Source organism: Paenibacillus sp. FSL R5-0912 (assembly GCF_000758605.1).
Lineage (GTDB): Bacteria > Bacillota > Bacilli > Paenibacillales > Paenibacillaceae > Paenibacillus_AQ.
Map to the genome: position 1 here is coordinate 6,912,346 of NZ_CP009282.1, position 19,640 is coordinate 6,931,985.

At 47.3% G+C, this 19,640-nt stretch carries 17 protein-coding genes and 1 pseudogene; 5 read left to right on the forward strand and 13 right to left on the reverse strand.

The window, feature by feature from the left end; translation table 11 throughout:
- Positions 1-9 precede the first annotated feature (9 nt).
- Positions 10-831 carry a DUF2785 domain-containing protein gene (locus tag R50912_RS29160; RefSeq protein WP_042239870.1) on the forward strand — a complete coding sequence of 274 codons (822 nt, stop codon included), beginning with the start codon at positions 10-12 and terminating at the stop codon, positions 829-831.
- Positions 832-1,062: 231 nt separating this feature from the next.
- Here the strand turns inward: R50912_RS29160 and R50912_RS33675 are convergent, their stop codons facing one another.
- The 3 genes and pseudogenes from R50912_RS33675 to R50912_RS36115 form a co-directional block, all read right to left on the reverse strand.
- A complete protein-coding gene (locus R50912_RS33675; protein ID WP_052416753.1) occupies positions 1,063-1,527 on the reverse strand; it encodes a DUF5071 domain-containing protein in 465 nt (154 codons plus the stop codon).
- A gap of 31 nt (positions 1,528-1,558) precedes the next feature.
- The gene (locus R50912_RS36305; RefSeq protein ID WP_331281889.1) at positions 1,559-1,744 is read right to left on the reverse strand and encodes a macro domain-containing protein; all 186 of its coding nucleotides are present in this window, start codon (positions 1,742-1,744) and stop codon (positions 1,559-1,561) included.
- A pseudogene (locus tag R50912_RS36115) lies at positions 1,741-2,004 on the reverse strand (MerR family transcriptional regulator); the annotation flags it as partial. The gene R50912_RS36305 and the pseudogene R50912_RS36115, both read right to left, overlap by 4 nt.
- A 63-nt stretch (positions 2,005-2,067) precedes the next feature.
- Between R50912_RS36115 and R50912_RS29175 the strand changes: the two are divergent.
- Entirely contained in the window at positions 2,068-2,919 is an 852-nt protein-coding gene (locus R50912_RS29175) for an aldo/keto reductase (RefSeq protein ID WP_042239872.1), read from the forward strand.
- A 241-nt stretch (positions 2,920-3,160) separates the two neighbouring features.
- Here the strand turns inward: R50912_RS29175 and R50912_RS29180 are convergent, their stop codons facing one another.
- Positions 3,161-3,736, reverse strand: a complete 576-nt coding sequence (locus R50912_RS29180) for a dihydrofolate reductase family protein (protein WP_042239874.1) — start codon at positions 3,734-3,736, stop codon at positions 3,161-3,163.
- A 203-nt stretch (positions 3,737-3,939) separates the two neighbouring features.
- Here R50912_RS29180 and R50912_RS33680 point away from each other — a divergent pair, with 203 nt between their 5' ends.
- The 3 genes from R50912_RS33680 (at position 3,940) to R50912_RS29195 (ending at position 5,800) form a co-directional block, all read left to right on the forward strand.
- The gene (locus R50912_RS33680; RefSeq protein WP_052416754.1) at positions 3,940-4,560 is read left to right on the forward strand and encodes a hypothetical protein; all 621 of its coding nucleotides are present in this window, start codon (positions 3,940-3,942) and stop codon (positions 4,558-4,560) included.
- The gene (locus R50912_RS29190; protein WP_042239875.1) at positions 4,541-5,164 is read left to right on the forward strand and encodes a hypothetical protein; all 624 of its coding nucleotides are present in this window, start codon (positions 4,541-4,543) and stop codon (positions 5,162-5,164) included. The genes R50912_RS33680 and R50912_RS29190 overlap by 20 nt, the downstream gene beginning before the upstream one ends.
- A 168-nt stretch (positions 5,165-5,332) precedes the next feature.
- Positions 5,333-5,800, forward strand: coding sequence for a GyrI-like domain-containing protein (locus R50912_RS29195; protein WP_042239877.1), 468 nt, complete (start codon positions 5,333-5,335; stop codon positions 5,798-5,800).
- 358 nt (positions 5,801-6,158) lie between these two features.
- Here R50912_RS29195 and R50912_RS29200 read toward each other — a convergent pair whose 3' ends face one another.
- From R50912_RS29200 to ppc, 9 genes are all read right to left on the reverse strand, one after another.
- The gene (locus R50912_RS29200; RefSeq protein ID WP_042239879.1) at positions 6,159-7,049 is read right to left on the reverse strand and encodes an alpha/beta hydrolase family protein; all 891 of its coding nucleotides are present in this window, start codon (positions 7,047-7,049) and stop codon (positions 6,159-6,161) included.
- Between the two features lie 33 nt (positions 7,050-7,082).
- Positions 7,083-7,958 (reverse strand): GyrI-like domain-containing protein, encoded by an 876-nt coding sequence (locus R50912_RS29205; RefSeq protein ID WP_042239881.1) that lies wholly within the window; start codon positions 7,956-7,958, stop codon positions 7,083-7,085.
- A gap of 507 nt (positions 7,959-8,465) precedes the next feature.
- Positions 8,466-10,298 (reverse strand): glutamine--fructose-6-phosphate transaminase (isomerizing), encoded by a 1,833-nt coding sequence (gene glmS / locus R50912_RS29210; protein ID WP_042239882.1) that lies wholly within the window; start codon positions 10,296-10,298, stop codon positions 8,466-8,468.
- A gap of 646 nt (positions 10,299-10,944) precedes the next feature.
- Positions 10,945-12,285 (reverse strand): phosphoglucosamine mutase, encoded by a 1,341-nt coding sequence (gene glmM, locus R50912_RS29215; protein WP_042239885.1) that lies wholly within the window; start codon positions 12,283-12,285, stop codon positions 10,945-10,947.
- A gap of 111 nt (positions 12,286-12,396) precedes the next feature.
- Positions 12,397-13,845, reverse strand: coding sequence for a CdaR family protein (locus tag R50912_RS29220; RefSeq protein WP_052416755.1), 1,449 nt, complete (start codon positions 13,843-13,845; stop codon positions 12,397-12,399).
- The gene (gene cdaA, locus R50912_RS29225) at positions 13,838-14,668 is read right to left on the reverse strand and encodes a diadenylate cyclase CdaA (protein WP_042239887.1); all 831 of its coding nucleotides are present in this window, start codon (positions 14,666-14,668) and stop codon (positions 13,838-13,840) included. The genes R50912_RS29220 and cdaA overlap by 8 nt, the downstream gene beginning before the upstream one ends.
- 211 nt (positions 14,669-14,879) lie before the next feature.
- On the reverse strand, positions 14,880-15,494 hold the full coding sequence (locus tag R50912_RS29230) for a zf-HC2 domain-containing protein (RefSeq protein ID WP_042239889.1): 615 nt from the start codon (positions 15,492-15,494) through the stop codon (positions 14,880-14,882).
- Between the two features lie 123 nt (positions 15,495-15,617).
- Entirely contained in the window at positions 15,618-16,184 is a 567-nt protein-coding gene (gene sigW, locus R50912_RS29235) for an RNA polymerase sigma factor SigW (RefSeq protein WP_042239892.1), read from the reverse strand.
- Positions 16,185-16,794: 610 nt separating this feature from the next.
- Positions 16,795-19,587, reverse strand: a complete 2,793-nt coding sequence (ppc, locus tag R50912_RS29245; protein ID WP_042239897.1) for a phosphoenolpyruvate carboxylase — start codon at positions 19,585-19,587, stop codon at positions 16,795-16,797.
- Between the last annotated feature and the right edge of the window lie 53 nt (positions 19,588-19,640).

Below are 19,640 nucleotides of genomic sequence, written 5' to 3' on the forward strand. Positions count from 1 at the left end.
GCGTGTACAATGAATTTAAAAGAAAAGTTGATAGCAATCACAGAAAATGGCTACCAGGCACCTCCCGACACTTTCCAGTTGGCACAAGAAATGATACATAACATCGGTTCTGTGGATGCTGAGCTGCGTGATGATCTGATTTATACGACCTTATCCCATTGGATTCCCGGTCATTCTCTAACTGCATACGAGCTGGAACAACTTCTGCCTGTTATTTTGGATACACAGCACTTGCACTTTAAGCTTGGCGAAAATAATACAGACTCGGTCTTCACCCGTTCTTTCTCAATGCTGGTCATACCGCTCATCCTTATGAGACACCGTGAATCCCCCTTTCTCTCAAGTGAACAAATTCATCAGATCAAAGAGAAAGTATTGTACAGTATAAAAGAAGAACGGGATTACCGCGGGTATGACGAGGAAAAAGGCTGGGCTCATGCCATCGCTCATGGGGCAGATGCCTTGGACGATCTGGCTCAATGTTCCGAACTGGATAACAAAGACCTCTTAACCATCCTCAAATTGGTTTACGACAAGATCACCATCACAGACCGGATTTACTCCGATGGTGAGGATGAGCGAATGGTAAGACCCGTCATTAGTATTCTAAACAGAAAAATACTTAGTCAGACTTATGTAGAGCAATGGATTCAAAGTTTTGCTGATATAGAGAAAAATCCGGAATTCCTTCCTGCCTTTAAGCAAAAAAATAATATAAAAAACTTTTTGAAAAGTTTATACTTCCGTGTTAAATTTTACAAAACAGATGCCAATCTATGCCCGACTATTGAGCAAACCTTATATAAAATAGAAACCGTGTATTATTCTTAATTAAAATCGCAGATCAATGAAACTGTATGGCCTGTAGCGCGATTAAGTTAGACGAAGTACGACACCTCAGTGGCTAAATCTTCAATTTCATTTAAATAATTCTGTAAGTAAGATTTATAGTTACAAAACGAAAATCCCGCCTTGTTTTGCTCATAAAACGGTCTGGATAATTCCGGCTTAAAGATCACCTCACTAAATTCTTTTTGAAGTTGTTCACAATCCATTCCGGGATTAGATTTTTCCAGTTCGATACTTCACATCATTAACTCTTCCTTTAGAAAGCTGAATTAATTCTTTCTGGATTTGAGATATCTGTTCCGTATTCCATTGATCAATGATGCGTTCAAATATCCACCAAATCCATTCTCTATCGTCACTATTATGTATAAATACATTTTTTATATATGGAATAAGCGGATCGCCAATTTCTCTTAACAACCGCGAGACCTTGTCAGCACCCGGCCAATTCAAATCCTGGATCCAAATAAGCAGTTCCGGCAATATACTCTTCACACGGGGATATCCTATATTTAGGATTACTTCAGCAGCTCCATCCCAATGCCCTTTCGAGAGAGGCTGTAATAATAGATGGAGTTCATCATCATTAACATACTGCAGCTTTTTTATTGCATTCTCTCTCCCTTCCACAGGTGTATCCCAATCCAGCTTTTGAATTAAAATATTTATGTCCTCCAAGTAACGTCACCCACTTTGCATTTATCATATCTCAAACGGAAACCGCAGTATGGACTACAAGACGACTCTTCAAGTTCCCTCCTGTTGTAACTACGGCTTCTCCAACCGCACAATCCCCTTGCTCACTGCGGATCTTGATGCACTCTTCCAAATTTCTTTTCCCCACTCCTAATCCAGTATTTTCTTCATAACGATTTGTCTCACGTACATCTCTCACGCCTTCCGAGCAGTGGGCGAGTAAAATACGTCACTATGCATATGCTGAATTTTGTCCCAGTTACCAGTATTGGTCGTGTCTGGAGAGCGGTGCTCCAGGATGGCTTGATATAGTACGGTTTTCTCTTCCAAATGGGCAACATGCTGTTTGGCTTCTTCGAGCTTAGCGAGCGCCGCTTCTCTATGCTTCATCATGAGTGCGGCGCGTTGCGGAATGGTCGAATCTCCTTCGAGACAGAGATCTACGTACATTTTTATGACTAAGTCGCCTTGACTTCGTGTAACACGAAGGCTATTATCATTTGAACATTAGGAGGAATTACAATGCAAACCGTAACCTTAAACAATGGTGTGAAAATGCCGGTCATCGGCTTTGGTGTCTACCAAGTTCCGAATGCTGAAGAATGTGAGAATGCGGTATATGAAGCCCTGATGGCCGGTTACCGCCTGATCGACACTGCCGCCGGTTATCTGAACGAGGAAGCGGTCGGACGCGCGCTCAAGCGCAGCGGTGTGCCGCGTGAGGAGCTGTTCATCACGACCAAGCTTTGGGTTCAGGATGCCGGTTACGAGAGTGCCAAGCTGGCGTTTGCCAAATCCTTAAAAAAGCTGCAGCTCGACTATCTCGATCTATACCTTATTCACCAGCCGTTCGGCGATTATTACGGCGCTTGGCGTGCAATGGAAGACCTGTACCGCGAAGGCAAGATCAAGGCGATCGGTGTCAGCAATTTCCTGCCCGACCGTCTGATGGACCTCATCGTGCATAACGAAATTGTGCCCGCGGTCAACCAGGTTGAAACACATCCGTTCTACCATCAAATTGAGAGTGCCGCTTTTATGAAAGAGCAGGGAGTACAGCACCAGTCGTGGGCCCCGTTTGCTGAAGGACTTAACAACCTGTTCGGCAATGAAATACTGACCTCCATCGCAGACAAACATAACAAGTCCGTAGCCCAGGTCGTGCTTCGCTGGCTTGTTCAGCGTGGAGTTGTGGCTATTCCAAAATCGGTGCGCAAAGAGCGGATCGCCGAAAACTTCAACATTTTTGATTTTGAACTGAGCGCCGACGATATCGAACAAATTTCCACTCTCGATAAGCAGCAAAGTCTTTTCTTATCGTACCGCGATCCGGAAGTCGCCAAGATGATGGGCAACTGGAGAGTCGATCTGTAATAAGCAATATAACGTTAGGGCTCGGAAAATAATATTTAACTAGCCACAGTTATTAAAACAGCGGTAGCCATGGACGAGAAATAAAGTCCTAGACTACCGCTGTTTTCGGTCCTTGACGCCGCACCCAAGGAGGCGGCCGCCTCCTGCGTTGATCGAACTCGATCTCGCTTCCTTGCAAAGTGTTGGCGTCATGGCAACGGAAACTCAAATAAAATCATGCTCGAACTGTAGGAGTCAACGGTCATCTGACCGTTTGGTAAACGAGACCTATGGCTCCAGAATCAAATGTCTTATTTTCGATAAGGTTGAGATTGATTTTTTCCTTTAGACCTTGGAATAACGGTAACCCGCTGCCGATCAGGACGGGAGAAACTGTGATTTTATACTCATCGATCAAATCAAGCTGCATTAGGTAATGGGCTAACCTAGGACTGCCGAGAATGACCATATCCTTGCCGGCCTGTTGCTTAAGGTTCCTGATCTCTTCCTCGACATTTTCTTTCACCAATCTGGAATTGTTCCATTCGACTTTCTCCAGGGTCGTAGAAAAAACGATTTTGGTTGTCTTTTCGATCCACTCGGCATGGTTCAGCTCATATTGCGAAGAGGATGGATCCGAAGGCACTGATGGCCAATAACTGTACATCATCTGATAAGTCCCCCGCCCCCAAATAACAGTGTCGGCAGTACTGAGAATTTCTTTTGCGTGGTTCTCCAAATCAGCATCGTAGGAAATCCAGCCAATATCCATTTCCCCCTTCGGTCCTTCCACAAAACCGTCAAGCGATGCGTGCAGAAATAGAACAAGTTTTCTCATTTTCAATTCTCCTTTGTTCATCAGGGATATCTGCATTATTAATCAACTACATTTTAGCTTTTAAAATTAACTACATTTTAGCATAATTTAACTCGTGTTGTTTTTCTTATGGATTGTTGACTTTGAGTCGGCTTCCCCTTATATTATGATTAACTTAAGTTAATTTATTTACTACGGTAAATCTAATTTCCGGAGGTCTTCTCATGATCAATAGGCTGGCTAAGGGTCTTGAAACTGTAACGTTTAAGCTTTGGTTGCTCTTTCTATTAATGTCTCAATCTATTTATGCCATTATGCAGAGCTATTCGATTCCACGAATATGCCAAGAGGCTGGCGGTCTCCAGATCTTTGATATGAATCCTTTGGGGTATACTTATGAATATGCGCATAAATTTCTATTACAGTTATCTGAAGAAGGTTATACCCTCTATCTGCATGTGCAGTTACCCCTCGATATTTTGTTTCCTATCCTAAATGGCTTGACTGGATTATCTACTTTCATTTTGCTGCTTCGTCTATATAATAAGGTGAAGAATACATCTGCATCATCTATATATTCCTCTTTTTCAAAAGCCGCATTAGCCCTTCCGCTGGTTGCCATGTTATTTGATTACCTGGAGAACATCATGATCTTCATGATGCTTTCGTACAAAGCGGCAGTTCCAATAATCCTTGTTTATGCAGCAAGTACTTTTACAATTATCAAAAGCATATCAACTTTAGTATTTTATATTGTGGTTATCGCTATCTTACTAGTAAACGGTGCAGCCTGGATTAGAAGCAGGTCCAAGAAGGAGCAAACGGATGGAGAATTTCGGGATTAGAGAAAAAAAGGCGGCTCTTCTGAGGGTTTCTATTCTGGAGGAGATGCTTCGTCTGCTGACAATGAAAAGTATTAATGATTTAACCCTGGAAGAACTGTGTTCTAACATTAATACAACTAAAGTAACTTTTTTCAAAAACTTTAGCTACAAAGAGCAGGTACTAGATTACTTCATATGTAAGTGGCTTTATGATAGAAGCTTTGATATCCACCGCAAAAGGCATCCAGGTGAAGCAGGATTGTATAAAGTATTTCAATCGATTTGTGATGATACGGTTCCCGGCAAAAAAATCATGATATCACTCATTCAATATTATAGTAAGCTTACCGAAAAACCACCCGCTATCGAGCCTTCACAGTACGAGTATTATCTGTTTAATAAGGAAGCATTTGACCAACAGGTAGAGCCGCTGAGCCTGCAGCAGGTTTTTAACTACCATCTTTCGGAGATAAAAACGATACCTCCTTCTCAGTACAATGAATTAGTAAGTCAATTATTCGCTTTAATGTATGGAGTGCCCATTCAAACGCACATTATGGAACTTGATAATATGTACCCCTTCTATGAGGCAGGTATCAAGAGGATTATAGGGGAATCGTCTTAAAAACAAAGACCGCCGGCTTTGCTGTCACAGGTTTTTTTAACATTCCGAACGGATATGAGTGATGGATTCCAACCTACAAAATTCACTTGTGATGCATATCATCTCCAAATTTATCCATTACACTTATGCTCTTGGTTAAAGTACTTCTATTCAGGAGGTTTTGTGAACATGGAGAATATCCGTGTAATTGAGATTCCACCTCTGACAGTCGTTAATTCGGGAAGCATATCAGATACGGAGGATTTCGAAGCGTTTGACCAATGGTGGTCTTCTGTCGATGTGAAGCATTACATTACGCCCCGTGACTTTATGTGGTATAACATCAAAAAGGGTTACTTGGAATGGTTTTTTGCGCTTCCGGTAGGATACAAAGATACAGGTGGATACGAAGTAGTCGATTTCCCTGGGGGATTATATGCAGTTGCAACTTCGAAAGACGCAGAGGAAGCGGCCATCCAGGAAACTAAAGCATCCATTCGCTCGTGGGTTGAGACAAGCCAGTGCTTCGAAATATCAACAAGTGACAATGATTCAGCTGAACGTTACGTTATGACCCATGTTGTTACACCCAAAATATTCAAAGAGAATATGGGCTATCATCTATCTGATATATTCGTGCCGATTGTAGCGAAATGACAACACAGGCCACGTATTGCTTTCACTAAACGTCTGGTAACCTTCGTTCCCATGATCTCAACCAATCGCAAAAAAAGTCCCGATGATTTAAGATATCATCGGGACTTTTTGGTGGGTATTCAATGGGCCTATTCAACTTCTAGGACCAACTATTTTGTAAAGACACTAACTTAATGGTCTGAGTTCTTACATTATTCTTCAGGTACCAACTTTAATTGTTGTTCGTTGAAATAAAGTTCTAGACTGCCGCTGCTGTTTCAGCCTGTTATTGAACTAACATTCTCCAGTTAGCGTAACGGTTAGTTAATCGAACTCTCAGGTAACATTTGATTTCGACGGAAAGTGATTGTTCCTAATGTTAAATCAACAGAAACTCTACTACTTCAGCCTTCAGCGTTTCGTGAAATTGCACGCGATCAAAGCCAGGCGGGTCTTGCGAGGGGGGGAAAGCTGGTGAAAGCATCTCAGCTGGGAAAGGAGTCAGGAAGGAATAATGTCCGGCATTCTCTACCGTCCGATAGCGAATCATTTGCGGTTCAGCAACACTATTCATGATGATCTGTGCGTGAAAAGGAGGTGTGTAAGGGTCTTGCTCGGCATCCAACATGAGAATGGGGAGCCGAACGTTGCTTAATGCTCCCTCATTACGGAACCAAACGGACGCCGGGGCTAGTAAAATCAGGGACCGGATGCGTGAATCATAAGGAACATCGATCTGCTGCGGCTTCCCATCCGGGCTCTCAGTAGGGAAGGAGGTCGGGATGCCGCCAGCTGCTGCAAGCGCGGTGTACCCCCCCATGGAATGCCCGATGACCGAATGGCCTCCCGGCTGGAGAAGCCCCTTAAACCTCTCATCTTCAAAAAACCAGTCGGCTGCCATGCGAAGGTGCCGGGGGCGATAGGTGAGGTTTTGGACAGTACCTTCCAAACTATTATCGTTGCGGTTATTGAATGGATGTTCGAGCAGGCCAACGATAAAGCCGCTGCGCGCCAAATGCCGAGCGAGCGACCGGTACACAAGCGGTGAACCGCCTGTACCGTGTGAAATGAGGACCATCCTAAATTCCCCATCCAACGGCGCTGCATCTCTGGCCACCTCCAACGAGTACGGCCCCATCCTATCAGTCTGTTCCGGTGCATCTGTCGGATACATCACGATCATGGGAACGGTCACCCTCAATGCGTTGTCGGTAATTTGTACCTCGCAGCAACCTGCATATACTTCAACAATGTCTTCTATTTTGTTCATCCTGATCTCTTCCTCTCCTTGAGCTACATACTCCTAATATGGCGAGCCAACGGGAATATATATGTCTACTACCGAATCCTCGTTCATCGGTCCTAGATATCGATGGTCATAACGCACAAACTCCGGGTATTTCGTACGAACGCTGCCTGACTGGGGTAACCATGTTTCATAAATGTACTGGACCGTATCGTTGAGTCTCGATAATGTCCCCTTATGAGTAAAAACCGCATAAGTTACCACTGGGAGCAGCTTAGCGACCATTCCCAAGGGAACTGCACTCTCCTCGCTAGCCACCTCGACACAAGCGATATACGTGATTTCCCATTGCCTACCTGTAAGTTCAATGACCGCATAAAATATGTCTTCCGTATCCGGCTTTCGCTCAATTTCAAACAAACGCTGCCTAAAGCTCCGCCATAGCTTTCCGACCTCGTCCGAATTGACACCCGGTATTGACATGCCGACCAGATTCAGCTTATTCAGGCAAACAAAAGCTGGCACTAGGGAAACGCTCTTATTCAAATGCTGTAGCCCCACTTCATCCAAAGGAAGCTTCTCCATTGCCCGGAACAGCGTGTCTTTCATGTCCCTTTGCTTTCGAAATTGTCCAGGCGAGATGGAGAACATTTTCCAAAAGGCTCGGGCGAAGGATTCCTGAGACTCGAATTGGTACAATATGGCAATATCTATGATCCTTTGATTGGTATAAAATAAATCGTATGCTGCTTGTGTCAATCTCCGCTTGCGTATGTACTCCGAGACGGAGTTTCTCGTAACCGATAGGAAGATCCGGTGAAAATGGTACGGCGAATAGCCCGCAGCCTCCATAACCTTGTTGCTTAAGCTCTCTTCGGTCAGATGATCCTCAATATAGGTAATGGCCTTGATTACCAAATCCTTATAATCCACTTGAATACCTCCATATCGATATACTCACTTTACGACAGATGGAACGCTCTGTTTTGATATTTTTTGCGGAATTTCACTTTACTCAACAGCTAACACTACTTTCCAAGCATAGATAGTTTCCTGTTCAGTCACACTCTTCGGTTCGCAAAAAGAGCGACCTCTGGCAATTGCTCAGTCTCGCTGGTTTTACACAAATTTGCCCGTCCCTCGGTTAATGATGCATCGTTAGTCTAAAACTTTATTTTTTAGTCTATCATTAAATATTCCCACTAATATATTTAGTAGAATTAGTATTTACAAAATAGTTTTTTATAGAACAAAAAAAGCGGCACAAAAAGAGGGATGCACCTTTCGTACACCTTGCTCTTCTTGTGCCGCATGGCTAGAAGCGATACCGTTACCGTCCATAATGGTTGACGACCGTAACTACTCCCATTTGAAATTTTTATAAAACCAGTTACTAACATTAATGTCTCTGAACAATCACCATGACGCCAATTCCCTCATTTATTCAACAGTAACACTCTTAGCCAAGTTTCTTGGCTTATCAACATCATGACCCAGAGCCAATGAGGCGTAGTAAGCCAGCAACTGCAGCGACACTACGGACAGTGCAGAGGTCAGCAGCGGCAGGGTCTGAGGAATCACGAACACCTGGTCAACGGATCTGAGCAGATCGTTTTTGTGTTCTTCATGAGTGATGGCCAGGACATGTGCGCCGCGGGCCTTCACTTCTTTGATGTTGCTGACAGTCTTCTCAAGCACGGATTCCTGGGTTGCCAAGGCAATGACAGGAACGCCTTCTTCGATCAGCGCCAGTGTACCATGCTTCAGTTCACCCGCAGCATAAGCTTCGGAGTGAATGTAGGAGATTTCTTTCAGCTTCAGCGATCCTTCTTGGGCGACTGCGTAATCTACGCCGCGGCCGATGAAGAAGAGGTGCTTATGCTCAGCGATTTGCTCGGCGTAAGCTTTAATCGCGTCTTTCTGAGCCAGGATTACTTCTACTTGCTCCGGCAGGGACTGCATAGCTGCCAGAATCTTAGCCACTTCTGGTTCAGACTGGGTGCCGCGTACTTCAGCCAGGTACAGACCCAGCAACGTGAATGCGATCAACTGGGAAGTATAAGCTTTGGTCGAAGCTACAGCGATTTCTGGACCAGCCAGGGTTACGAGTACACTGTTTGCTTCCCGGGCAATGGAACTGCCTACCACGTTAGTGATTGCCAGAACATGGGCTCCGTTGGCTTGCCCTTCACGAAGAGCGGCCAGTGTATCTGCAGTTTCACCGGATTGGCTGACTACGATAACCAGTGTTTCCGGAGTCACGATTGGCGCACGGTAACGGTATTCGGAAGCAATGTCATTCTCTACCGGAATACGCACCAGGGACTCAATCAGGTTACGTCCTACGAGACCTGCGTTATAAGCAGTACCGCAAGCGACGATCTGAATGTTGCGGATGTTCTTAATTTGTTCTTCAGTCAGGTTAAGCTCAGGTAAAATGACTTTGTTGCCTGCAGCATTCATGCGTCCGCGCATTGTATCGCGGTAAGCCTTTGGCTGCTCGTGGATTTCTTTCAGCATGAAGTGCTCATAACCGCCTTTTTCTGCGGTAACAGCATCCCAATCGACAGTAATCATTTCCCGAGAAATAAAGTTGCCTTCAATCGTCATGAGTTCGACAGCATCCCGTGTCAATACAGCCATTTCGCCGTCGTTCAGAATATATACGTTGCGGGTATATTCCAGCAGAGCAGGAATATCAGACCCGATAAAGTTCTCGCCTTCTCCAAGACCGATAATCAGCGGGCTGGCCTGACGTACAGCTACCAGTTTATCCGGTTCATATTCAGTCAGAACACCCAGCGCGAACGCACCGCGCATATAAGTGATCGCTTTTTGCACAGCCTTCACGATATCCCCATTGTATTCACGCGCAATCAGATGGGAGATAACTTCGGTATCTGTTTCGGAAGAGAAATTAGCTCCTCCAGCAATCAGTTCTTCCTTGAGATCCAGATAGTTCTCAACAATCCCGTTATGAACTACGGAGAATTTGTGGGTGTTATCTGTGTGCGGATGAGAGTTCTCATCGGATGGCTTGCCGTGTGTTGCCCAGCGGGTGTGGCCAATTCCTGCGCTTCCTGTCAGCGGAGTTGCTTCGAGACGGGATTCCAGGTTCGCCATACGGCCCTGTGCTTTTACAACCTGCAGACCTTCCTTAGTGAATACGGCAATACCTGCGGAATCATACCCGCGATACTCCAGCTTCTTCAAACCCTCGACCAAGATCCCCTGCGAATTCTGATTACCAATATATCCTACAATACCACACATTATATTTTCCTCCGTCCAATTTTTCGTAGTAAGGGCGGCCATGAGGAAAGAAACGTGCCGTGCGGCATGTTTTGAAGAAAAGCAAATATGTTGTTGTCATTTACAGATCAACAAAATAACCTGTCACTTGCATCTATAGTCACGAAAATGCACAGTCTTCTCCTCTGCCGTGGCAGAACCATCTGCGTTTCCTGCATGCGCATACCCATGATTTGTACATTTCAATTGGCACCCACAGGAGCGTTGTGTGAGAGGTCGCCCTCGCATTTTCCGCTTCCATTTACGGCTCTGGTGCATCACCGGGAGGTCCCCGCCGAACATTTCGAACACCTCCACCTCGTCAGCTTACATCTGCCGTGATCCGTTCAGGCCGTTCTGCCCTTAATGGCAGCTTCCAGTCTTCCCTTCTCCCCCGCGCAAGATCAAGCTCTGGCGCTTGCATTGCTCCAACCTTACTATCCCCGCTTTCCTTCTGGAATGACACTTAGTCTATTATATGCACCTTACATCGTTTTGGCAATGATGCGGCAAAGAAAACCTTTTTCATCCATTTCAATTGAAAACATCGTCCACATTAAAGGTTCAGCCGGTGAACGAATATTACTCCTCCGTCCCACCGGCTGCCCATTTTGCTTTATTAGTGTAATTACACCAGCTCGCGCTGCACCACTTCAACAATCTGTCCTACAAAAAGATCAAGCTCAGCCTTATCCGGTCCTTCCGCCATTACACGGATCAGCGGCTCGGTTCCCGAAGGACGCACCAATACACGCCCGTTGTCGCCTAGCTTGCCTTCCACTTCTATGATCGCAGCTTCAATTGCCGGATTGTTCGGATAATTGGTTTTGTCCTGCACACGCACATTTACCAGTACCTGCGGATATTTGGTCATCATGGACTTCAGTGTGCTAAGCTTTTTGCCGGAACTCTTCATGGTATTGACCAGTTGAATCGCCGTCAGAATACCGTCACCTGTCGTATTGTAGTCCAGGAAGATTACATGGCCGGATTGTTCTCCGCCCAGGTTATAACCGCCACGGCGCATTTCTTCCATGACATACCGGTCGCCGACAGCAGTCTTCGCCGTATTCAGCGATAATTTCTCTGTCGCTTTGTAGAATCCGATATTGCTCATTACTGTAGATACAATTGTACCGTCTTTCAGCTTCCCTGCACGATTCATGGCATCCCCGCAAATGCAGAGGATAAAGTCACCGTCAACCTCATCGCCGTTCTCATCGATAGCAATCAGGCGGTCGGCATCGCCGTCAAATGCGAGTCCCAGGTCCGCCCCGTGACGCAGTACTTCCGCACGCAGGGTCTCCGGATGCGTGGAACCGAATCCATCATTAATGTTAAGCCCGTCCGGCTCTGCACCGATGGAGATTACTTCGGCTCCCAGCTCTCTGAACAGCCGTGGTGCCAGCTCATAAGCAGCGCCGTGCGCACAGTCCAGTACTACCTTAATGCCCTTGAAGTTCTGGTCGATCGTCGTTTTCAAATATTCCAGATACAGATATTTGGCATCATTATCTACCTGGAGCGTACCGAGACCCGATCCGACCGGACGCGGCAGCTCATCCTGCTCGGCATCCATCAGTTCTTCAATACGCAGCTCTGTTTCATCAGTCAATTTGAAGCCGTCTCCGCCAAAAAACTTAATCCCGTTATCTTCCACGGGGTTATGCGAAGCTGAAATCATGACGCCGGCATCCGCCTTGAGCAATCTTGTAATATAAGCAACCGCAGGTGTAGATACTACACCCAGGCGGACTACATCCGCACCAATGGACAATAACCCGGCAATCAGTGCCGATTCCAGGAGCGGACCAGAAATCCGTGTATCCATCCCAATTACGACCTTAGGCTTTTCCACATTTCCTGCCAGTACATATCCACCGCAGCGTCCAATGCTGTAGGCCATCTCCGCTGTTAATTCACGGTTTGCGACACCGCGTACGCCATCTGTTCCGAAATACTTACCCATCTTTTTTCTCCTTCTAATACGCTGCTTCAGCTTAATAAATTATAGTATGATTGATTCTTTATTCCGTGTATATGAGATGCCTAATAAATAGACGTGTTCTTGAACAAAAAGTTACGTCCCCCCCGTACTTCCGGCGTTATTCCCGCCTGCTGCCGGTGTAGCCGTGTTCTCCGCAGGAGTGTGTGACAGAGTCGGGGTCGGCTCTGCAGACTCGTCAGTATGGGTAGGAGACGGCTCTAAGGGCGTCTCCTCAACGGCAGCCGGCTCAGCACTGGGCTCCGTAGTAGGAACTGCCGTGCTGTTGTCAGCACCGGCAGAAGGCTCCGGTGTAGCTGGAGCCAGCAGTTCTACCTTTGCAGTAAGCTGCGGACCGTCATTCTGCAGTGCTATGAACCGGGGAAGGGAGATTTGCAGCGGAATATCATGAATTCCAGCCGTAAGCCCGCCCACATCAGCAACCACACTGACATTATCCTGGTCCAGCTGGTCCAGAAGGGTGGGCGCACCCGATACCGTCAGATCCATGGAGGTGCTCACAGGATCTAATATAAGGGCCGTCAGCCCGGTAGCTACACCCTCCAGCTTTATAGGCACAGCGGAGATCGTCCGCTGGGCGATCTCCGCTGTTGAGACCGATACATTCATGGCCGCCGGTTCGATCTTACCGGTCCCTTCTGGCGGCTTCAGCTCCAGCTTCAGCTGTTCTGTACCGGCAGCTGTAATGGAGCTTAGATTAAGAACCGCCTCATAGGAGGATAGGTTCTGCAATGTCTCCGCACTGCCATATACAGTCACCATATCCTGTTCAGGCGTAACCCGGGACAGGACCAGTGAACCGGGCAGACTGCCGGTATAGCTGATATCCAGCGGCAGTGTTTTGGATGGAAGCGTAATAGGCAGTTCTACACCTACTGTTGAAGGTTCGATCATAGCATCCTTCAGCTCGTTTCCTTCACTGTCATAAGCATAGAGCTTCAGCTTCTTCTCACTGAACGGCTCATTCTCGCCATCCAGCTCAATATCCCCCTGTACCTTCGCTACCCGTCCGAGTTCACTGGCCGGAAGGGTCACCTCTGCCGATACCGGGTCAACCACCGGAGCCCCCACCTGATAACCTGCTGCAGGCTCCCCCGTGATATTCAGGGTTACCGGAAAAGACTTGGTCGTCCGCAGCTCAATATGCACATTCACCTGATTCGGCACCATATCATCCAAGGTTACACCACTCGGCGTCGAATACATTAAGGGAAGCGTATTGTCGCCGGGTTTCACATCACTAAGATCCAGCCACACCCGGTAGGCATCGGAGAACTTGTAGGTAAGATCGGACCTCTTGCCCCTTACCTCCATCCTTACGCTATCTACATCCTTGGTCAGTACATAAGCATCACTGTCGAAGCCTTCAATCTCCACTTTGACATTCTCGATCGTCTTCGATTCGGTATTAACCGTAGTCTGATTCGCCGGTGCCGTATCTACATGTACAATGGTCCAGAGAATAATACTGAGGGCAAGCGCAAGAATTTTGTTGAAGTTATTATTCTTCATCCATTTATCCATTGTTCTTAGTCCCCCTCCATTTCCAGAAAGCGGAACCTTTATCCTTTAGGAGTGAGCTTGCACTCAGCTCTTGATGCAGCTTCGAGATCAGCGACTCTTCCTTAATATCCCGGACGATTTGTCCGTTGATGGCCAGAGAGATCTGTCCGGTCTCCTCGGAGACGACAACAGATACGGAGTCTGCCACTTCACTAATACCGATGGCGGCACGATGCCTTGTTCCGAGCTCCTTGCTGATGAATGGATTCTCTGACAATGGCAGGTAACAGGCGGCCGCAGCAATCTGGCTCCCCTGCATAATCAGCGCCCCGTCGTGCAGCGGTGTATTGGGAATGAAGATATTAATCAGCAGCTCAGAGCTGACTTCCGAACGCATGGCGATCCCGGATTCCGTATATTCATTAAGCCCTGTGGCCCGTTCAAATACGATTAATGCCCCGATTTTGCGCACAGCTAAATAATTCACAGCTTTTATAACTTCCCCAATTAATTTACTGATCTCTTCATCATTCTCGGCAGTCCGCCCGAAGAATTTCCCCCGGCCGAGCTGTTCCAGCCCCCTGCGCAGTTCCGGCTGAAAAATAATAAAGATCGCAAATACCCCAAACGTAAACATCTGGTTCATCAGCCATTTGAGCGTGTACAAATCCAATAGGGTACTGCCCCCCCAGATTACAACCAGGACCAGAATTCCCTTCAGGAGCTGAACGGCCCGCGTACCGCGCACCATATTCAGTACTTTGTAGATGATGTAGCTGACAATCAGAATATCAATTATATCTTTAATGGACTCTTTCCATGTAAGGTCGGTAAAATAGCTCATGGCCGAAAACCCCCGTCATTTCAAAATTAGCTGGGTTTATGTAAATTGTATGTTAGCACTTTATCATATCTAGGTTATAACGTTCTGCCTCCGGTTGCAAGTTTAGGGCTGAAGCAAATTGCAAAACTGGTGTTTTCAGGCAACAAAAAAGCGCCATCTTTCCGGAAAAAGAGGCGCAAATGAGTTTTCTGCTACAAGCGACCAACATTAGCTATCGGTAGGCAACTTCAGAGAACATGTTCGTCACTTTATACCAGAGCCAGCTTACCGCTTGGTCTATGCTTTTGACTTGCCCGGAAATATGGGCGGTTGAAGCCTGATACAGCGAGCCGTCGATCACCGTCACATTGCCGTTGACTTCCCCATAAACTTGAGTTTTACCGTTCTCCACCGTCAGATTGCCGGAAATGACTTTGCCGGAAGGTACGATAACCGTATCCCCTTGGATAACAACCTGATCGAGGTCAGTCCCTCTGACTACAAGCTGTCTATCCTGATTCCAAAAAGTTACAGAGCTCATCAGCATCACGAAGATAAACACAGAGGCTGCCGTAAGCGCCGGATGTCGTTTGATCCAGGTGATAAAAGCTCTTTCCTTCTTGGGTTTCGGTAATGAATTCATAATCCGGCCTACAAGATCCTCCGAGGCAACAGGGGTCTGGTGCATCAGGGAAAACATCAGCATATCGGTCTGTTCCAGTTCCTTGAACTTCGCACGGCAATCCGTACAGGATAGAAGATGCTCCTTCAATTCCCTCTGCTGCAGTTCGGGCAAGTCGTCATCCAGGTAGTCGTGCATCATAGAGACGGCCAGTTTGCATTCCATAGGAGCCAATCCTTTCATGAGTGCTTATTTAATTCTTTCAAGACATAGGAGCAGGACGCATAAGACTTGCTTAACTTACATACGTCACTGCCATGCAGGAGTTTCATAAAAAATAATCTATTTTTACAATTTAGGGCCTAATTTTTTACGTAAAAACTCACGTCCGCGATGCACACGGGTCTTGATCGTCGTCACAGGCATATCCAGCACATCACTGATTTCCTGAAGCGATAAATCCTGCAGATAGCGCAGTATCATCACCGATCTGTATTTCACGGGCAGACTGTCGATGGCTTCATAGATGAGGCCCTGAGTCTCTGAGAGCAGCAGTTCTGTCTCCGGTGTCACATTATCGCTCGGAATCATCGAATACCCGTCAATTCCCTCTTGATCGTTCATCTCGGCATCTAATGAATACGTTGGGCGCCGCTTGCGCAGCCGGTCAATACAAAGGTTCGTACCGATACGGTAGATCCACGTTGAGAACTTCTGTTTATCATCATAACGGTCCAAATTCCGGTACACGCGCAAAAACGTTTCCTGAACAATATCTTCCGCCTCATGGCGGTTATTCAGCATACGGTAAGCCAAATGATATATTTTGTCTTTATATAGTTCCACAAGCTCGGCAAATGCCCTTTGGTCGCCCTTCAAGGCGAGCTTTGTCAATCTGCCTTCCAGATTCTCCACCTGTTAACTCCCCCAGACTTGCCGCCCTTGGTATCTCAGTTTCCGAAAATCCACGGTACAAGCATATAAATCGTAATTCAAGTTCTTGCAAAAATCAAGGTTTGTATTGTTACCTTCTATATATTGTGATTGGAAAAGAGGACAGGCGGGCTGATTAGTCGCGGACTGCGCAGAACATTTGGACTTCCGGTCGCTGTTATTGGCAGATTTCCTGATTGGAACCGCAATCTGCGGTCGAAATCTGCCAATAAAGGCGAACGCTGCCGCTCCTCCAGTTCCAAATTTCCGCTCCGCCGTCTCCATCAGCCAGGGGGGACCTCTTTTTTGTTGCCCAAAGTATATCTCAGGCAACAATGGGGTAGGGCAAAGTGCGCGAAGCTGCACTGTGTTTAAGCAGCTTCTACTACTGGCACTTGGATTCGGCTGGATTTATGACTCCCGGCCTCCCTTATACAAACAAACCCCCCGTCCAGCCTCTAATGCAGAGGCGACGGGGGGTTTGGGAAGCGGCTGCGCCGGCTTCACATCAAAACCTGCAAAGCGGCTTCGCCGACTTTAAGATCAAGATCGCTAGATCAAGACCGAACAAGCAAGAGCTCAAGCAAAGGCATCAGCCGGTATTCCGGAGACCGGCGGCAATACCGTTGATGGTAAGCAGTACCTCGCGCAGCAGCTCAGCGTCATCGCCCTCCACATCGCGCAGGGCGCGAAGCTCGGCAAGGAGCTGAACCTGCAGGTAGCTGAGCGGATCAACATACGGGTTACGCAGGCGGATCGATTCCTGAATAACCGGAACATTATCCAGAATGTCCTGCTGACCGGTAATCTTCAGGATCAGCTCGGAGGTCAGCTTGAATTCGGCTTCAATCTGGCCGAAGATCCGCTGACGCGCCTCTTCGTTTTTGCCCATGCCGGCATATTCCTTGGCGATTACGAGATCCGCCTTGGCAATAGCCATCTGCAGGGTATCGATCAAGGTCGTGAAGAAAGAGAAGTTGGCATACATATGCTGCATGATCTTCAAATTCTCTTCTTTATCCTCATAGAAGCTCTGCAGTCCTGTTCCGGCCGCATACCATGCAGGCAGCAGATAACGGCTCTGCGTCCAGGCGAATACCCAAGGGATGGCACGCAGATCCTCGAAGCGTTCACTGTTCTTACGCTTCGAAGGACGTGAACCGATATTCAGTTCCCCAACCTCCGGCAGCGGGGTTGATTCTTTGAAGTACGTCAGGAAATCTGGATCACGGAAGATCAGATCCTGATATTTGTTCAGGGAGACTTCAGAGATGCGCGCAATAATCTCATCCCATTTCGCTTCATACAGATCCGCCTGTGGCGATCTGGCATGAATGGCTGCCGTAACCAGAGCAGATGTCGCCTGCTCCAGACTGCGGTAAGCAATGCCTTTCATCGAATACCGGGAAGAGATCACCTCCCCCTGCTCGGTAATCTTGATACCGCCGCCAATGGTGGAAGCCGGCTGGGCCAGAATACTCCGGTTCAGCGGCATACCGCCACGTCCGAGGGCTCCGCCGCGTCCGTGGAAGAATTTCAGCTTAATGCCGAATTCATCGGCTGTCGCTGTAATCTGCTTCAGGGCAACGCGCAGCTCCCAGTTCGCCGTAACCACGCCACCGTCCTTATTACTGTCCGAATAACCAAGCATGATTTCCTGCAGGTCATTCATCGCAGTAACGGCATCGCGGTAGATCGGCATGCTGAGCAGCGTATGCATAATCTGCGGTGCCTCATGAAGGTCGTCAATGGTTTCAAACAGCGGTACCGCCTGCAAAGTACAAACCACCGTACCGTCGTTGTCTTTGCGGAACAGTCCCACTTCTTTGGAGAATACCATGACTTCAAGAATATCACTGGCTGCCTCCGCCATACTGATCAGATAGCTTGTGATACACTGTTTGCCGTATTCCTCCTGGGCCTGGAAGATTGTCCGGTATACCGCAAGGCACTCCTCCGTACCTTCACTATAAGACTGGTAAGGAGATGTCAGCGGACGCGGATCATTCAGCAGCTTTTCGAGCAGCTCAATCTTTTGTTTCTCCTCAAGCTTGGAGTAGTCCGGTGTAACATTCATTTTGGCCAGAATCTCCGTCATCGCATTCTCATGCTCCTGGCTGTGCTGGCGGACGTCCAGGGTTGACGTATGGAAGCCGAACAGCTCCACCTGGCGGATTAGCTTCTTAATGTAGGTGTCTGCTACATAATCAGCATAGTGATGCCGCAGGCTGCGATCAATCACGTTCAAATCATCTATAAATTGCTCTGGTGAGGAGTAGCGCACAGGCGTGCCTTTTTTCTCATCGTCCAGAACATTCTGTGTCTTGGAGATCATATAGCTGAGCTTAATCCGGTATGGTTCATTATCATTACGCCAGGCATCAACCCGGTTAAGATTGATAATATTACGGTCCTTCTCAATGGACTCCAGCAGCTCCGGCGTCACATTGACGATGCTTGTACTAAAGCTTAGGTACTGCATCAATTCGCGCATAATCCGCTGATACTCACGAATGGCCAGTTTGCGCTGCAGACGCAGCGTCTGCATAGTTACGGCTGCTGTCACGGAAGGGTTACCGTCGCGGTCGCCGCCAATCCATGAACCGAAACGAAGATAAGTTGGCACATGCCAGTTCTGGCCAGGATAGTACTTACTCAAACATCGCTCAAGTTCTTGATAGACATCCGGCAGCACTTCAAAAATCGTCTCATGGAAATAGTACATGCCATTGCGCACTTCATCGAGCACAGTAGGCTTACGGTCGCGCAACTCATCCGTCTGCCACAGTGTAATCACTTCATTCAGCAGCTTCTCACGGAGCTGTTCGCGTTCGCGGAACGTCAGAGTCGGATTATCCAGTCCCATGACATCATCGGAGATCCGTTTGTGGATATCGAGGATCGCACGGCGCATAGCTTCCGTAGGGTGAGCCGTCATAACTAGTTCCAGAGACAGGCCGTTCATAATCTCATGAACATCCTCGTGGGAGAAATCCCGCTCGCGGAGCTCCTGAATCGCGCTTTCAATCGACCCTGGCTGTACGGTCTCCCCGGCAGAACGTTCATAATCGCGCTTACGGCGAATCCGGTGATTCTGCTCGGCTATGTTCACTAATTGAAAATAAATGGCGAAAGCCCGTATCACCTGATGCCGGTTCTCCGTATCCAGTGAACTAATTAGCTCTTTAAATTCATTGTGCAGTTCAGGCAAAAACAATGAGCGCAGCGATTTACTGGTTTCACGGATCTTCTCCACGATATCCAGCAGTTCGTTGCCACCTTGGTGTACCAAGACTTCGCCCAGAATATTCCCCAAGAACCGTACGTCCCGCCGCAGCAGATTATTGGAGTTGCTTTTGCTAACGGTAGTCGTAAGTTCGGTCATTCTGCTCCCCCCATCCTCTTCCGGATCAATGCTCTTAACATTGTCTATTTAAA